The sequence below is a fragment of the Streptomyces sp. NPDC058877 genome (assembly GCF_042742855.1).
Lineage (GTDB): Bacteria > Actinomycetota > Actinomycetes > Streptomycetales > Streptomycetaceae > Streptomyces.
The window spans coordinates 14,349-29,644 of record NZ_JBHYMF010000086.1; the positions used below are offsets into that span (position 1 = coordinate 14,349).

General features: G+C 73.8%; 15 protein-coding genes. 6 read left to right on the forward strand and 9 right to left on the reverse strand.

What is annotated here, in order from left to right; all coding sequences use genetic code 11:
• Positions 1–10 precede the first annotated feature (10 nt).
• The 3 genes from ACFW2Y_RS20610 to ACFW2Y_RS20620 form a co-directional block, all read right to left on the reverse strand.
• Complete coding sequence (locus ACFW2Y_RS20610; RefSeq protein WP_384881005.1) at positions 11–940, reverse strand: class I SAM-dependent methyltransferase; 930 nt, start codon at positions 938–940, stop codon at positions 11–13.
• A gap of 251 nt (positions 941–1,191) precedes the next feature.
• The gene (locus tag ACFW2Y_RS20615) at positions 1,192–1,962 is read right to left on the reverse strand and encodes a methyltransferase domain-containing protein (protein WP_384881008.1); all 771 of its coding nucleotides are present in this window, start codon (positions 1,960–1,962) and stop codon (positions 1,192–1,194) included.
• Positions 1,959–2,264 carry a 4a-hydroxytetrahydrobiopterin dehydratase gene (locus ACFW2Y_RS20620; RefSeq protein ID WP_384881011.1) on the reverse strand — a complete coding sequence of 102 codons (306 nt, stop codon included), beginning with the start codon at positions 2,262–2,264 and terminating at the stop codon, positions 1,959–1,961. Before ACFW2Y_RS20620 ends, ACFW2Y_RS20615 begins: the two co-directional genes overlap by 4 nt.
• A gap of 98 nt (positions 2,265–2,362) precedes the next feature.
• On the opposite strand from ACFW2Y_RS20620, the gene ACFW2Y_RS20625 reads away from it, so the two are divergent.
• Both ACFW2Y_RS20625 and ACFW2Y_RS20630 read left to right on the forward strand, forming a co-directional pair.
• A complete protein-coding gene (locus ACFW2Y_RS20625; protein WP_384881014.1) occupies positions 2,363–3,166 on the forward strand; it encodes a helix-turn-helix domain-containing protein in 804 nt (267 codons plus the stop codon).
• 560 nt (positions 3,167–3,726) lie between these two features.
• Positions 3,727–5,751 carry a TerD family protein gene (locus tag ACFW2Y_RS20630; RefSeq protein WP_384881016.1) on the forward strand — a complete coding sequence of 675 codons (2,025 nt, stop codon included), beginning with the start codon at positions 3,727–3,729 and terminating at the stop codon, positions 5,749–5,751.
• 152 nt (positions 5,752–5,903) lie between these two features.
• On the opposite strand, the gene ACFW2Y_RS20635 is transcribed toward ACFW2Y_RS20630, so the two are convergent.
• The 4 genes from ACFW2Y_RS20635 to ACFW2Y_RS20650 form a co-directional block, all read right to left on the reverse strand.
• On the reverse strand, positions 5,904–6,074 hold the full coding sequence (locus ACFW2Y_RS20635; RefSeq protein ID WP_384881019.1) for a hypothetical protein: 171 nt from the start codon (positions 6,072–6,074) through the stop codon (positions 5,904–5,906).
• Positions 6,075–6,131: 57 nt separating this feature from the next.
• Entirely contained in the window at positions 6,132–6,512 is a 381-nt protein-coding gene (locus ACFW2Y_RS20640) for a hypothetical protein (RefSeq protein WP_384881021.1), read from the reverse strand.
• A 184-nt stretch (positions 6,513–6,696) separates the two neighbouring features.
• Positions 6,697–8,862: a phage holin family protein gene (locus ACFW2Y_RS20645; protein WP_384881024.1), complete on the reverse strand. Its 2,166-nt coding sequence runs from the start codon at positions 8,860–8,862 to the stop codon at positions 6,697–6,699.
• Positions 8,863–8,986: 124 nt separating this feature from the next.
• Positions 8,987–9,391 carry a hypothetical protein gene (locus ACFW2Y_RS20650; protein WP_384881026.1) on the reverse strand — a complete coding sequence of 135 codons (405 nt, stop codon included), beginning with the start codon at positions 9,389–9,391 and terminating at the stop codon, positions 8,987–8,989.
• Positions 9,392–9,528: 137 nt separating this feature from the next.
• Here ACFW2Y_RS20650 and ACFW2Y_RS20655 point away from each other — a divergent pair, with 137 nt between their 5' ends.
• Positions 9,529–10,308: an MBL fold metallo-hydrolase gene (locus ACFW2Y_RS20655; protein ID WP_384881029.1), complete on the forward strand. Its 780-nt coding sequence runs from the start codon at positions 9,529–9,531 to the stop codon at positions 10,306–10,308.
• On the forward strand, positions 10,305–10,967 hold the full coding sequence (locus ACFW2Y_RS20660; RefSeq protein ID WP_384881031.1) for a DedA family protein: 663 nt from the start codon (positions 10,305–10,307) through the stop codon (positions 10,965–10,967). The genes ACFW2Y_RS20655 and ACFW2Y_RS20660 overlap by 4 nt, the downstream gene beginning before the upstream one ends.
• Here the strand turns inward: ACFW2Y_RS20660 and ACFW2Y_RS20665 are convergent.
• On the reverse strand, positions 10,947–11,975 hold the full coding sequence (locus ACFW2Y_RS20665) for an MBL fold metallo-hydrolase (protein ID WP_384881034.1): 1,029 nt from the start codon (positions 11,973–11,975) through the stop codon (positions 10,947–10,949). The genes ACFW2Y_RS20660 and ACFW2Y_RS20665 overlap by 21 nt on opposite strands.
• Before the next feature lie 111 nt (positions 11,976–12,086).
• Positions 12,087–13,319 carry an aminotransferase class I/II-fold pyridoxal phosphate-dependent enzyme gene (locus ACFW2Y_RS20670; RefSeq protein ID WP_384881037.1) on the reverse strand — a complete coding sequence of 411 codons (1,233 nt, stop codon included), beginning with the start codon at positions 13,317–13,319 and terminating at the stop codon, positions 12,087–12,089.
• Between the two features lie 397 nt (positions 13,320–13,716).
• Between ACFW2Y_RS20670 and ACFW2Y_RS20675 the strand changes: the two genes are divergently transcribed.
• Both ACFW2Y_RS20675 and ACFW2Y_RS20680 read left to right on the forward strand, forming a co-directional pair.
• Positions 13,717–14,241 (forward strand): GNAT family N-acetyltransferase, encoded by a 525-nt coding sequence (locus ACFW2Y_RS20675; protein ID WP_384881040.1) that lies wholly within the window; start codon positions 13,717–13,719, stop codon positions 14,239–14,241.
• Between the two features lie 81 nt (positions 14,242–14,322).
• Positions 14,323–15,159 (forward strand): class I SAM-dependent methyltransferase, encoded by an 837-nt coding sequence (locus tag ACFW2Y_RS20680; protein WP_384881043.1) that lies wholly within the window; start codon positions 14,323–14,325, stop codon positions 15,157–15,159.
• The last annotated feature ends 137 nt before the right edge of the window (positions 15,160–15,296 follow it).

A 15,296-nucleotide genomic window follows, 5' to 3' on the forward strand; every position in this document is an offset into this window, starting at 1 on the left:
GGGCCGGCCCTCAGCCCTTGCGGGCGGTGTGGACGGTGTGGGCGGCGAGGTGGAAGACGTCCGTGCGGTGATGCAGGGACAGTGCGTCGGCAGGGTCGAGGAGCCGGTCGAGCGTCTCCTTGTCGTCCGCGTCGAGGCGGGCCCCGAGGCCGTCCCGCAGCCGCCCGTAGTGGGCGAGGACCAGCTCCCGGACGGCCGGAGGCACGGGGGCGGGTACGTCGACGAGGAAGGTGCGGGTGCCGGCGGGGGTGAGACCCGCAGCGGCGAGCAGGGCCCGCCAGTCGTCCGTCTCCGCCTTGGAACCCGGGAGCTCGGCGCGCATCTCGGCGAACCAGTCGGCACTGAGGGCGTCGAGCCGGGCTTCCAGGCCGGGACGTCCGATGCCGATGTGCCGGGGCAGGTGGCGCGGCGCCAGGCCGCCCTCGACCAGGGCGATGAGGCCGCCGGCGTTCAGATGGTCGGCGAACGCGGTGAGCGCGGCCCCCTGGTCACCGATGTGGTGCAGGGAGTTGCCCATCCAGATGAGGTCGGCCTGCCCCAGCGCACCGATCCCTTCCGGGAGTTCGGCGTGGAGGGTGGAGACCCGGGCACCGATGCCCCTGGCCTCGGCACGGTCCCGGGCACGGGCGAGGAGTTCGGGAGAGCCGTCGACGGCGACGGACTCGGCGGCCGGGAAGGCCTCGGCGAGCAGGCCGGTCACGACGCCGGGACCGCTGCCGACGTCGAGGATCCGGCGGACGCCCTGCACCGGGACCAGGCTGCCCAGCCAGGCGGCGGCCTCGGTGTAGACGGGGAGCGTGATCTCTGCCTGCCGCTCCAGGAGCGGGGCCATCTCGCCCCAGTCGAGGTCGGTGTCGTCGTGGTGGTGACCGTGGCCGGACTGGTGGACGTGACCCCCGCCGTGCGGGTGGTCCGGGTGGGAAGCGCGGTGCTGACTCATGGTTCCAGAGTGCGCGGACCGAGTGGAGAGCGCGAGGAATGTTGCCGTTCCGGCAATGCGAAACAGGCGCCGGAAGTCAGCGGCCCCGCCCCGCCCCGCCCGGACGGGCCGCCGGACCGGAGGGCAGACGCACGGGCTGCCGGACTGGACGGCCGACGGACCGCGGGCACGTTCGGCGGGTGAACGCACGGGGTGCGCGCCGGACGGCGGCGGGCCCGTCGCCCCCGGAGGGGACCGCCCCGGCGCGGCCCTCAGCCCCGCCTGACGTACCGGGCCAGCCGGTAGTCGGGATCGGCGCGCGGACGGTCCTGGTCCGGAAGGGCGGCCAGCGCTTCGACGAGCCGCTCGACGGTGGCCGCGTCACCGCGGAACCAGGAGGCGTAGTGGCCGCGACGCACCTTGGCCGCGACGCCCTGCGGAGTGTTGCCCTGGCCGTGGCCGGTGAACCGGGTGCCGGAGGAGGGGGCGAGGCCGTGAACCACCGCGTACCGGTCGACGGAGTCCGCACGGTCCGATGCCGCCCCGGGCGACCGGTGGGGACGCAGGACGGCGTCGATGTCGCTGCCGACGTCGTGCGCGGCGTCCTTGTCCACGGTGACGACGAGGACCCCGCCGGGGCGCAGCACTCGGGCCGCTTCGGCGACGACCTCCTCGGCGAAGGGCACGAGGTGGAGCAGCCACACGGCGCTCACCGCGTCCAGGGAGGCGTCGGGGAACGGAAGCCGCCGGGCGTCGGCGCGCACCACCCGTCCGGGAAGGCGCCCGCCTGCCACCCGGAGCATGGCATGGGCCGTATCGACACCCTGGACCCGCAGACCGGACCGCCGGAGCCGCTCGGTGACGAGACCGGTGCCGCAGGCGAGGTCGAGCAGGGTGCGGGCGCCGGGCGGCACGAGCCGCAGCACCGCCTCGGCCGCGGCACCGGCACGGGGCACACCGCCGCGGGGCTCGTCGTAGTGCTCCGCCTCGACCTCGTAGTCGAGGAGGGTGCCGGCCGTGCTCGCCCTCTCCGTGCCGGTCAACTCGCGCCGTGGCCGGGCGCGATCCGCTCGACGCGGTCGGCGAGTTCGAAGTCCTTCTCGGTGACGGCACCACCGGCGGAGTGGGTGTTCACGGCCAGGGCGACCGTGTCGTAACCGAGGGTCAGGTCGGAGTGGTGGTCCAACTCCTGCTGGATCCGGGCGACGTGGACGACGAGGGCGGTCGCGGCGAAGTGGTCGCCGAGCCGGTACGTCCGCATGAGCCGGTCGCCCTCGACGGACCATCCAGGGAGCTCCCTCAGGCGGTCCTCGATCTCCTTCTGCGACAGGGGCTGTGTGGGCACGGCAGTGCTCCCTCCGGTCGGATGCTGCGGGTGGCACGGGGACGGACGGACCCCGGGAGAAAGGTACCCGCGGTCCCCCTCTGGGATACCGTCTGGCCATGGCGACTGTCGTGAGCGACACGGGGGTGGGTCCGCTGCTGCGCGGATGGCGCGAACAGCGGCGGCTGAGCCAGTTGGAGCTCGCGCTGCGGGCCGACTCCTCGGCACGCCACATCTCGTTCGTCGAGACGGGGCGCTCCCGGCCGAGCGAGGAGATGGTGCTGAGGCTGGCCGAGCACCTGGAGGTGCCGGTGCGGGAGCGGAACGCACTGCTGCTCGCCGCCGGGTACGCGCCCCGGTACCCGGAGTCGCCACTCGACGCCCCGCGTCTGGAGACGCTCCGGGAGGGCATCGAGCGGCTGTTGCAGGGGTACGACCCGTATCCGGCGCTCGTGGTGGACGGCTCGTACACGGTGCTGGCGGCCAACCGGGGCGCCGGGCTGTTGCTCGCCGGACTGCCCGAGCACCTCCTCGCACCACCGCTGAACGCGATGCGGCTGACCCTGCACCCGGAGGGGTTGGCGCCCCGGATCCGGAACCTGCGGGAGTGGCGGGGGCACCTGCTCGCCCAGATGGAACGCCAGATGGGTCTGATGCGCTCGGAGGCGCTGCGCGAGCTCCACGCGGAGGTGGCGGCGTACCCGCTTCCGCAGAACGGCGAAGCGGACGAGCCGCCGGCGGAGGGAACGGATCCGTACGTCGCGCTGCCGCTGCGGATCGAACACGACGGGCGGGTGCTGTCGTTCGTTTCGTCGATCTCGACGTTCAACACTCCGATGGACGTGACTGTCGCCGAACTGGCCATCGAAGCGTTCCTCCCGGCCGACCCGGGGACGGCCGCGTACGTGCGGTCGCTTGGTTAGCGGAGTTCGCGGCCCTCAGCGCCAGCCGGCGACGAGGGCGACGACGGCGAGGAACCGGCGCACTGCGGACCGGGGTCGGGGGTGCCGGCGAGACCGGCGAGCGGGGTCCGGGACATGACGGATCACCCTCCTTGGGGCCGTGCGCGCGGATGGCGGTCCCGGGTCCCGGACGGAGTGCGCCGCCCGGGACCCGGTGGCCATGAGCATGCCGGACGGGTGGCGAGGGGTCGATGACGCCGGAGGTAAGGGAAGCCCCCGGGGAAGCCCCCTCGGAGACGGCGCCTCGGGTCCGGAACCGCCCTCGCCCGCTTCGACGGCCCCGGACGCCCGTGCCCGCCCACGGCAGGGCACGGCGGAGTCCGTGCCGTGGGCGTGACCGGTGCACCCGCCGGCTTTCGACGACCGCCCCCGCCTTCTTTCCGGAGATCCCCGTGGGCCTCTCCCCCGGATACTAAGGTCTTCCGTTGTGCCGTACGTCACATGGGGACGGCATGGGTGGGTGGCTTGGGGTGGGGCAACCGAGTGCCCGAGTGACGAGATCTGGGGGCTTTGTGCACGAGATGACCAAGGGCTCGAACGTGGCGCTGGCGGCGCTGAGCGAGAACACCGGCTCGGTGCTCGTGAGTCTGAGCTGGATCAGCCAGACCGGTGAAGGCGATGCGGATGTGTCCGTCCTGCTGCTGGACGCGAACGGCAAGGTCCGCGGTGACAAGGACTTCTACTTCTACAACAACCCCGTTGCCGCTGACGGAAGCGTGCAACTCCTGGGAAAGACACCCACGGGGAGCGGCGACGAGGACCGGATCGGCTTCGACCTGACCGCAGTCCCGTCCGACGTCGACCGGATCGTCGTGGCAGCGAGCCGTTACGGCGGAGCCGCCTTCGGGGAGTTGGAGGACCTCAAGCTGACATTGGCCGACGGCGGCGGCGAAAGCTTGCTCGGATTCACCGTCGATGACGCCGGCGCGGTGAGCGCGATCATCTTCGGCGAGCTGTACCGACGCGGGGAGGAATGGAAGTTCCGTGCCGTCGGGCAGGGCTACGACACGGGTCTGGCCGGTCTGGCAACGGACTTCGGAGTGGACATCGATGACGACACGGATGCGGAGAGAGCACCGGGCGGCACCGAGACCGGCGAGCGGGCCGACCCGCCGTCCCCGGACATCGAGCAGGAACGGCACACCGCCCCGGGCTCGACCCCGCCCCCCCGGCCGCCCGGTGACGAAGCGGAACCGAAGAAGGCGGCACGACCCCGTACGGCGAAGAAGAAGATCACAGTGCCGAGGGTGGCCAAGAAGTCCCTTGCCGACAACGACTCCTGGAAGCAGGCCCGGCTCTTCCCGGTCTCGGTGCTCAAGAGCGACCGGGACCGGGAGATGCGCGCCACGTCGGTGCTGCTGTCGGTGATGGCCCAGGTGCCGGAGTTCGGCCGGCGGCTCACCGCGGCCTTCGGGGCGCCGTCGGGTCGTATGGAAACCTTCACGGAAGTCTCGCTGCCGCATGGCGACACCCCACGACGCCCCGACGGAGTGATCCGTGTCGAGCGTGCCGGCAAGCTGTGGACCGCGCTGGTGGAGACCAAGACCAACGGCAACGGCCTCAAGCCCGAGCAGGTGCAGGCGTACATGGACATTGCGGCCCGTCGCGGTTACGAGGCCGTGATCACCCTGTCGAACGACGTGGCGCTGGAGGGCAGCCCCCTCGTCGACGTCAAGGTCGACGGACGGCGCAAGCACAAGGTGGCCCTCTGGCACCTCTCGTGGGCCGAAGTCACCCATCAGGCACAGATGTTGATCCGACACGAGGGCGTCGGAGACAAGGCTCACGCCTGGCTGCTCCAGGAACTGCTCCACTATCTGCGACACGAGAACTCCGGCTGCCACGGCTTCCAGAACATGGGTGCGTCCTGGGTGCCCGTACGCAACGGAATCGACGACGAGACCCTGTGCCAAGGTGACCCGCGCGCGCTGGAGGTGGTCGAGAACTGGGAACGGCTCATCCGTCAGATCTGCCTCAGCCTCGGTGGCGAACTCGGTCAGAAGGCACTGCCCGTTCAACGTGCCAAGCGTGGAACGGACCCGGGAACCCGTCGCAGCCGCCTGGCCGATGACCTCTGCACCAGCGGCAGGCTCCAGGCAGAACTCCGGATCGAGGGCGCACCCGGCATCCTGGCCGTCATTGCCGACCTGCGCACCGGCAAGCTCCGCACCTCCATCGAAATCCCCGCGCCCGAACAGGGCTACCCACTGACCTGGGCCAAACGCCTCGTCCGGCGCCTGGCCGAGGCTCCGGCAGACCTTCACGTCGAAACCCTGCTCGAAGGAACGACCGGGGGGCCGCGCGGCACCTTGGAAAGGCTCCGCCCCGAACCGGCTGACATGCTTCCGAGGAACAACGCCGCCCAGCTCACGGGCTTCCGCCTGTCGCTGTTCAAGAGCATGGGAAGCAGCCGCGGGAACGCCGCATCCGGCTTCATCCGCAGTGTCGACGACGCGGTGCATCGCTTCCACAGCAGCGTGGTGGTCCACTTGGACCGTCCGGCGCCCCGGCAGACGTCCGCGAAGGAACGCACCGGGACGGAGTGACCTCTCCCCATGGACTGCTGCACGCGGACCCGGGCGGTGCGAAGCGGGCCGCGGTCCGATGCCGCGAGAGCGGACGAGACGCCGGTGGGGGTCGGTGTGCCGGGGACGTCCCCGCGGCCCCCGGAGGGTGCTCCGGAGGCCCGTACGGGAGGTCAGCGGCGCGGGCCCTCCCGGCGCGCGGGGCCCTCCTGACCGGTGGCGGGCTCGGAGGCCGGTGCGGGTGCCGGGGTGCCGGGCTCGGGCGCGGTGCGCTCGGCGCGTCGGGCGCGGGAGGCCTCGGCACGCACCAGGGCCTGGAGGACGGCGTACGGGTCGACGGGCATGGTGGAGCTCCTCGTGGTACGGAGATGGTGGAAGGGGGCTGCGGGGAGGCGGGCCTCTCAGCAGCGCATCACCACGCACCTGGGGACGTCGCCGAACGGGACGGGTACCGCGGCGGAAGCCGGGATGCCGGGACGGGACGGGCCTCCGTGGGGGCGGACTTCGGACGTGACGGGCCGCAGGCCCGCACCGTGCCGGCGTGCCCGGGCGGAGGGCCCGGCCTCGGTGGCGGCCGGATCGTGGGTTTCCCCGCCGGGGTCAGCGGCCGGTGCGACGGCCGTGGACGCCTCGACGGTGGGCACGGTGGCCGCGGTCCCGGTGCCGAAGAGGGCGGCGAGGACGAGGAGGAGCACGATCCACCGCTGCCGGCCGCGGTCCGGGCGTGCCGGGCGTCCCGCCGGGGTGGCGGGCGCGGCGGACTGCTCGGGCGCGGTGCTCACGGAGATCCGTATTGCCCCGCCGGGATCCCGGCTCGGCGCACCCGGGCCGAGATCCGCCCGAGCGGCCTACGCGGGGGACACCGGATTCACCGGCCCGGCCGTCAGGCCCGCCCGAACGCTCTCGCCCGCCGGGATCCCGGCGGGCGCCCGTGCGGGACGGCCCCGTGGCGGGCGGAGGTCGGATTCAGTGGCTGTCGTCCCGCGCGAACCGTTCGTCGGCCGGAAGGACCGACGGCGGGTCCGTGGCGGGTGGCGCCTCCGCCGGGCCCCGCGGGGGCGTCGGTTCGAGCGGCACCTGTGGCCCCGAGGACTCGCGCAGCCACCGCCGCAGCACCCGGTGCACCTGCTCGGCCCCCACCAGCTCCTCCCCCGACGCCACCGGCGGCGAAAGGTCCGGCGGCGAGAGCAGGAAGGCGTGCGACTGCTCCCCGCCGAGGCCACCGTGCGAGCCGATCTGCTCCTCGAAGGCGTGCACGCTTCCGGTCGCCGGGTCGCACATCGAATTGACCATGATGTCCGCGACGTGCGGAAAGCCGTCCGTGCGTCGCACCGCCCAGGCCGCCCCCGGTCCGAAGGCGGCGAGCGGCCCGTCGTCCGCGAGGTCGGCGACCGGTACCTCCGCCCCGCCGCGGGCGAGCACCACCGAGCCGTGCTCGGCGCTCGCCACGAGCACGAAGCCGATGCCCGGATGGTTCGCGAGGGTGCGGAGCAGCGCGGGATGGCGGCGGTCGATCTCCTCACGGGTCATCCGGTGCGGCACGTCGGGGAAGGAGACCAGCCCCAGGTTGCCCGAAGCGAGGACGACGGGTTCGGAGGACCGGGCGGGCAGCTCCCCCGCCGCTTCCCCGCCCTCGTCCACGGGTCGGTGGAGGGCGCTGCGCAGTGCGTCCCTGGCCGCGTCCCGCGCCTCCGAGCCGCTCCGGGTGCGTCGTACGCGGCGTGACACGGGGAGCCCGCACCCGGCCCGGACGAGGTCCTTGAGCGTCAGTCCGTACGCCGACTCGAAGGTCTCGCCGGGGCTCTGCCCGTGGTCGGAGAGGAGCACGATCCGGTAGGGGCGGGGGGCGTGCTCGGCGACCGTGGCGATGAGCCCGATCGCACGGTCGAGGCGCTTCAGCACCTGATCGACGTCCCGGCCGTGCGGGCCCGAATGGTGGGCCACTTCGTCGTACGCGACCAGGTCGGCGTACACGGCGGTGCGGCCGGCCAGCACGTCTCCCATCACGGCGGAGACCACGACGTCCCGCTCGACCACCGTCGCGAAGGCACGGACGAAGGGGTACGTGCCCCCGCGGGAGACCCTCGGGGTCTCCCTGCGCAGCAGCGCCCGCGTGGACTGACCCATCTCGCGCAGGCATTCGGCGACGAGCGATCCGGCGGTGCGGACGGCATTGGCCGGATCGGAGAAGTAGGCGAAGTAGCCGGCGCGGGAGCGGTTGCGCCGGCCGCGACGGGCGGCCACGGAGAGGACGAGGGCGAGCTGGTCGGCGCCGCCGCTGAAGAGGTTGCCCCGGGACGCCCCGTCGAACGTGAGGAGGCCGCCGTCCCCGGTGCGCTGCACGGCACGGCGCTGGAGTTCCACGGCGCTCGCCGGGCGGTTCGACACCATGAGTCGACCGGTGTCCTTCTCGTACCAACGGAAGGCGGGCACGTCCTCGTTGGATCCGTGCAGGATGCCGAGTTGGCTCGCGCCGGTCTGGCTGGACCAGTCGGTGCGCCAGGGAGTGAGCAGGTGGCCGCTGCCGAGCCACCCGGCGACGGTCGGCATGAGGCCGTTGTCGACGGCGGTGCGGAGCACGTGGTGGCCGACGCCGTCGAGCTGGAGGAAGACCGTGCCGGGCACGGCATGGGCCGTGTCGCCCGGGTCGCGCGGGCGGGTGCGGCCGGTGAGCCGGTAGAGCCGGCGCCGGTAGGCGTCGTCGTCACGGACGGCGAGGGCGGTGGCGGTGGCGGAGGCGACGGCGGACATGACCGCGGCGACCACGACGGCGGTCTCCGGGTCGGCCGCACCGCGCCCGTCGGGAATCAGCCGGAGCGCGACGAGCAGCAGGGAACCGTTGAGGAAGAAGACGAGCAGACCGAGCACGAGGGCCGGAACGAGGAGGAGGGCGCGGACGATCAGCGGCCACACGAGTGCGCCGAGCAGGCCGAACGCCCCGGCGGCCCAGGCGGCGGTGAGCGCCGTGCGGGTGAGGCTGTCGCCGTCGGGGGACTGGAGCTGGACGTCGGGCAGCAGCCCGGCGAGGAGGAGCAGGGTGAGCGTGGACGCCGCCCAGACCACGACGACCCGTGCCAGTGCCCTGCCCGCGGACCGCCAACGGTCGGCGCCACCCCATCGCCCGTCACCCACGCCCGCGTCACCTTTCACCCGTTTCCTTCCTCAAGCGTGGCACAACGCCCGTGGCAGGGGCAGGAAACGGGCGACCGCGAGCGGCCTGGGTGTGTCAGGGCGGTGCGCTCCGGCGGGGCCGGCTTCAGGATCCGTCGTACCCGGCGGTCGGCATCGAGAGGCGCCGGTGCACCCCGGCCTTGGCCGCCGCGTCGTACGTCGGCTCGACCCGGCAGGCGGTCTCGACGCGGATTCCGCGCCGCTCGCACTCGGCGCGGAATCCGGACACGGAAGTCACCGCACGGGCGAGGACCCTCTCGTTGGCGGCGACGAAGAGGTCGACCGCCCCGGCCTCGACGTCCGCCCACAGCGCCTCGTGGTCGGGGCGGATGCCATAGCACAGCAGCTGACGGGTGAGCACGTACCCCTTGTCGTCGGCCCAGCGGGCGCACGCTGCGTGCTGACCGCGCGTGTCGACAAGGAAGGGGTCGCTGTCCAGCTCTTCGAGCGGGGTGAGGCTGGCGATCGCCGCCACCCGAACGTCGTCCATGGACCGACCCTACTGGGGATCCGCACGGCCGAACATCCTCCGGAGCCCGCTCCGGACATTTACCCTCGTTACGGAGGTGCGGAACGGTCCTGGGCGTCGGGCACCACGGCCCGGAGCACCCGAGAGCGGAAGGCGGCATGCCGGTGGAGGTCACCTGGTGGGGCCATGCGACCTGCACGGTCGAGGACTCCGGGGTCCGCTTCCTGACCGATCCGTTGTTCGCGCGGCGGCTCGCCCATCTGCGCCGGCGGCGCGGCGCGCTGCCTCCCCCCGAGGCCGCCCGCGCCGAGGCCGTCCTCGTCTCGCACCTGCACGCCGACCACCTCCACCTCCCCTCGTTGGCCCGGCTCGCACCGGGCACGCAGGTCCTCGTACCGCACGGTGCACGGGCCGCCGTACCGGGTCTCCGCCGACTCGACGGGTACGGGCTGCGGCTGACCGAGGTGGGACCCGGTGACGAGGTGACGGTCGAGGGCGTGACGGTGCGGGCCGTCCCGGCGCTCCACGACGGGCGGCGCCTGCCGGTGGGGCCGCACCGTGCCCCCGCGCTCGGATACGTCGTGGCGGGCGAGGCGCGCACGTACTTCGCCGGGGACACCGGGCTCTTCGACGACATGGCCGAAGCGGTGGGCCCGGTGGACGTGGCGCTGCTGCCGGTCGGCGGTTGGGGGCCCTACCTCGGGCAGGGGCACCTGGACGCGGGGCGGGCGGCCGAGGCGCTCGCCGCGCTCTCCCCGGCGGCGGCGGTGCCCGTGCACTACGGCACGTACTGGCCGATCGGGCTCGACGGGGTCCGGCCGCACGAGTTCCACGCGCCGGGCGACGAGTTCGTCCGCCACGCGGCCCGGCTCGCGCCGAAGGTGGCGGTTCACCTGCTGGACCACGGCGGCCGGGCGCGGCCGGAGGTCGCACGGTGATCGGTGGGCTCGCCGGGGTGGCCGCGGCGGTGCGCGAGCTGCCTCCGGAGTCGACGCAGCAGGCGGTCGGGTACCCCTCGTTGTTCCTGCTGGTGGCGCTCGGGGCGCTGGTGCCGGTGGTGCCGACGGGCGCGATCGTCAGTTCGGCGGCGGTCGTCGCCTTCCACCAGTCGTCGCCGTTCTCGCTCCTCTTCGTCTTCCTGGTCTCGGCGCTCGCCGCGCTGCTCGGCGACACCGGGCTGTACTGGCTGGGGCAGCGCGGTGTCCGTTCCCGGAACGGCTCGCGGTGGCTGTCCGGGCTGCGGTCCCGGGCGACGCCCGATCGGCTCGCACACGCGCAGGAGAGGCTCGACACGCACCAGGTGTCGGTGCTCGTGCTGTCCCGTCTCGTGCCGGCGGGGCGGATCCCGGTGATGCTGGCGTGCCTCCTCGCGGAGATGCCCCTGCGCCGTTTCGTCCGGGGCGACGCGGCGGCGTGCCTGGCGTGGGCGGCGACGTACCAGCTGATCGGGATCCTGGGCGGTTCGCTCTTCCCCGAGCCCTGGCAGGGGGTCGTCGCGGCGGTGGGGCTGACGGTCCTGATCAGCGCGGCGCCCGCGCTGTGGCGGCGGGTCCACCGCACGCCGCGCGGGGCGGCGTCAGGGCACGAGCACCCGTGAGCCGCCGACCGGCAGGTCCCACAGGTCCTCGCGGGCAAGCCCCGCCCCCTCCCAGGCGGCCCTGACCCGGGTGAGGGGTTCGAGGACCGGCTCGGAGGAGAGGACGAAGGTGGCCCAGTGCATGGGTGCCATCCGCCGTGCACCGAGGTCCCGGTGGGCGCGGACCGCTTCCTCGGGGTCGGTGTGGACGTCGCTGAGCCACCAGCGCGGGTCGTAGGCGCCGATCGGGAGCAGCGCCAGATCGATGCCCGGATGGCGGCGGCCGATCTCGGCGAACCAGTGGCCGTACCCAGTGTCCCCGGCGAAGTGGATCCGCCGTCCGGACCGGTCGGACAACACCCAACCGCCCCACAGGGAGCGACAGGTGTCCAGGAGGGTGCGCTTGGACCAGTGGTGTGCGGGCACGAAGTCGAAGCGGACCCCGTCGAGTTCGGCGGCCTCCCACCAATCGAGCTCGGTCACGCGGTCGAACCGGCGGCGGGTGAACCAGCGACCGAGTCCGGCCGGCACGAAGACCGGGGTGTGACGGGGCAGCCGCTTCACGGTGGGGCCGTCGAGGTGGTCGAAGTGGTTGTGGCTGATGACGACGGCGTCCACGGGCGGCAGGTCCTCCCAGCGGACCCCGACGGGGGTCAGCCGGGCGGGCGTACCGAAGATGCGGCGGGACCAGACCGGATCGGTGAGGACGGTGAGACCGCCGATCCGGATGACCCAGCTGGCGTGTCCCACCCAGGTGACGGCGAGGGTGTCGGGCCCGGCGGGCGGCAGCGGTCCGGGTTCGAAGGGCAGCAGGGGGATGTCGCGGAGTCCTTCGGGGCGGGGACGGACGGCTCCCTCGCGGGCGAGGCGGGCGAGGGCCCGAACCCCGGGGAGCGGTGCGGTGAGCCGGTCGGCGAAGGTTCTGGGCCAGTCCCTCCGGAGCCGACCGACGGGCTGGAGGACGGGAGTCGCCCGATCGGGGTGGTGGGGCTGTCCGGTCCGGGCGGGGGGCGCGGTCCGTTCGGTCATCTGCGGACTCCGTTCCGCTCGTGTCATGCTCGGTGCTGCCTGGGGCGGTCGTGGGGCGTCGGCGCCCGACCGCGGCCGTTCCCACCGGGCCGGTGGGCACGGCCACCGCAGTCATCGGAGTTCCTCCAGGGCCGCCCCGAAGGCCTCCAATGCGCGCGCCACATGGGGGAGTTCCACGGGATCCCGCGCCGCGAGGGTCTGGGCCCGCTCCTCACTGGTGGCGCCCAGGAACATGCCGGTGCCGAACCTGACGCGCAGCGCGCCCAGTTCGTCGCCGAACCGGTAACCGCCGGTTGCCGGGGCGCCGAGCCGTTCGCCGAGGTACCCCTCCAGCTCCAGGGAGTCGGTGACGCCCCGGGCCGCGAGACCGGTGCGCAGCGGTCCGAGGTCGGCGTAGAGGTGGCGACCGGCCTGTGGGGGTCGGGCGAGGGCTCCGGCGGCCAGGACGGCCCGGTGGGCGGCACCGGCGAGGCGCCCGTGGGTGGCGGCGGCACGCCGGGCCCGCACGGTGACCTCCTCGGGTTCGTCGAGCGCGTGGGCCACCGCGGGGGCCACGGGGCCGGGGACGACGGCGCCAAGGGCGGTGAGCACGTCGAGGACACGGGCCCTGGGGTCGGTCCAGCGGTCGGCGCGGGACGGGTCGGTGGGCGGGAAGCGGGCCACGGCGCAGGGCCAGGCGGCAGGGGTGAGGGCGCCGCCGAGGTCGGCGAGGACGGTGACCTCGGCGGGACGCATCTCCGCGGGACTGAGCAGCACGGTGTCGTGCGGATGGTGGAGGGTGTCGCGCCAGGTCTCGTCGCTGACGACGTGGAGGCCTTCGGAGACGGCCGCCTCGCAGGCCTCGCGGACGAGTTCGGGCGGGGCGACGGTGGCGGTGGGGTCGTCGGCGATGGAGAGCAGCAGCACTCGGGGGTCCCCGCCCTCGGCCCGGATGCGCCGTACGGTCTCCAGGAGGGCGTAGGGGTCGGGGACGCCGCCGGCTTCGGCGGGGGTGGGCACGTGGTACGCGGGGCGCCCCAGGAGGCGGGCCTGCGGGGTCCACCAGGCGGGGCAGGGACGGGGCAGGAGGAGGTCACCACCGTGGGCGGCGAGCAGGGCGAGGAGCAGGGTGGGAGCGCCGGGGGCGGCGACCACGTCCTCGGGATGGGTGCGCAGGCCGCGACGCCACCAGTAGCCGGCCGCGGATTCGCGGAGGACGGGGCCGCCGCCGGGCGGCTCGGGGGCGGACCGTTCCGCGGCGGCGGCGAGGAGGCCGGCGAGTCCGGGCAGCACGGGGAGGCCGGTGTCGGGTGCGGGAGGTCCGTAGCGCACGGGACCGCGGCCTTCTTGAGCCGTCTGCCGCATGACCCGTACCTCCTGAGCGCAGGGGGGCGCCGGACGGACACCCCGTGCCCTTTATACGAAGTTTCGACCTCTTCCGCCCTTCCAGGCGACGGCGACTGGGTGAGGCGGTCGAGCGGACCCGGCTTCCGCGCCCCGGCGCGGGGCGCACTGAGCAGCGACGGGGCCTCACGCCGGGGAACGCGACGGAGGGCCGGCGCCGGCCCCGCTCCGCTCGGCCAGGGCCGTTCGGGTGAGGGCGGGTCGGGCCGGAGCGGGCCGGACCGCCGCCCCTCCGGGGCGCTCCGTGAGGACGGCTGCGATGCGCCGACGCCGGCCCGGCACTGCTCCGGGACGCGACCGGACGGGGCGATGGATCCCGCCGTGGCGGCCGAAGGATCCACGGGGAACAGAATGCTCCATGCAGATACGTGAAGCCCTCCCCGGAGATGCCGCAGAGCTCGCCGCCGTGCACGTCCTGTCCTGGCGCGCCGCCTACCGCGACCTGCTCCCCGCCCTTCACCTCGCCGCCCTGGACGTCGCGGAGCGCGCCGCCACGTGGCAGGCCCGGCTCACGGCAAGCGAACGCCCGACCGTCCTGGTGGCAGTGGGGGACGACGGACGGCTGCTCGCCTTCTCGTCCTTCCGCCCCTGGGCCGACGAGGAGTTCGCCCCCGGAAGCACGGCCGAACTGTCCGCACTCTATGCGCTGCCCGAGGTCTGGGGTGCCGGCGTCGGGCGCTCCCTCCTCTCGGCGACGACCGGGGCACTCGCCTCGGCGGGTTTCCGGACCGCGGCGCTATGGGTGGTGGCGGAGAACGCCCGGGGGCGACGGTTCTACGAGGCTGCGGGCTGGCGACCGGACGGGGTGGTGGCGCAGGAGGAGACGGGCGGCAGGCTGCTGGACGAGCTGCGCTACCGATACGAGCTCCCCATCATCCAATGACCACATGGCAAGACAGCCATCTCAATATGCAGTCATCCTGCGTACCCTGGAAGAACGCACCGCTTCAAGGGAGTTGCCTCCATGACGCACGCCTCCGAACCGCCCGCGCCCCACCGGACCGCCCTCTACACCCACGGCCACCACGAGTCGGTACTGCGTTCACACCGCTGGCGGACCGCAAGCAACTCCGCCGCCTACCTCCTGCCCTCGCTGCGCCCCGGCATGGACCTGCTGGACGTGGGCTGCGGGCCGGGAACCATCACGGCGGACCTGGCCCCGCTGGTCGCACCCGGTCGGGTGACCGCCGTCGACGCGGCCGCGGGGGTCCTGGAGCAGGCCCGCGCGGTGGCCACCGAACGCGGCGTGGAGAACATCGAGTTCACCGTGGCGGACGTCCATTCCCTGGACTTCCCCGACGACTCCTTCGACGTCGTCCACGCCCACCAGGTACTGCAGCACGTCGGCGATCCCGTCCGGGCGCTCCGCGAGATGCGACGGGTGTGCAGGCCCGGCGGGATCGTGGCGGCCCGCGACAGCGACTACGGGGCCTTCGCCTGGTTCCCCGAGCACCCCTCGTTGGACGAGTGGTTGGACTTGTACCACCGGGTGGCCGGCGCCAACGGCGGCGAACCGGACGCGGGACGGCGGCTGTTCTCCTGGGCCCGGCGGGCCGGCTTCGACGACATCACGACCACGGCCGCCGCCTGGTGCTTCGCCACCCCCGAGGAGCGGGAGTGGTGGAGCGGCATGTGGGCGGACCGCACCACCTCCTCCGACTACGCCGCCCAGGCCGTCTCCGGGGGGCACGCGACGGCAGCCGAGTTGGCCTCGCTCGCGGAGGCGTGGCGGGAGTGGGGCCGTCAGGACGACGCCTGGTTCATGGTTCCGCACGGCGAGATCCTCTGTCGGGTGCCCTGAGGCGCACCGCCACGGGCCCGCCCGGCGCCCCGGTCGGGCCCGTGCAGCACCACCGGTCCGGCTTCGACGGTCGGGGCGGTCTGGGGCACCCGAATATTCCCTACGGCGGCGGTGCCCTCCGCCGTAGGGTGGAGGGC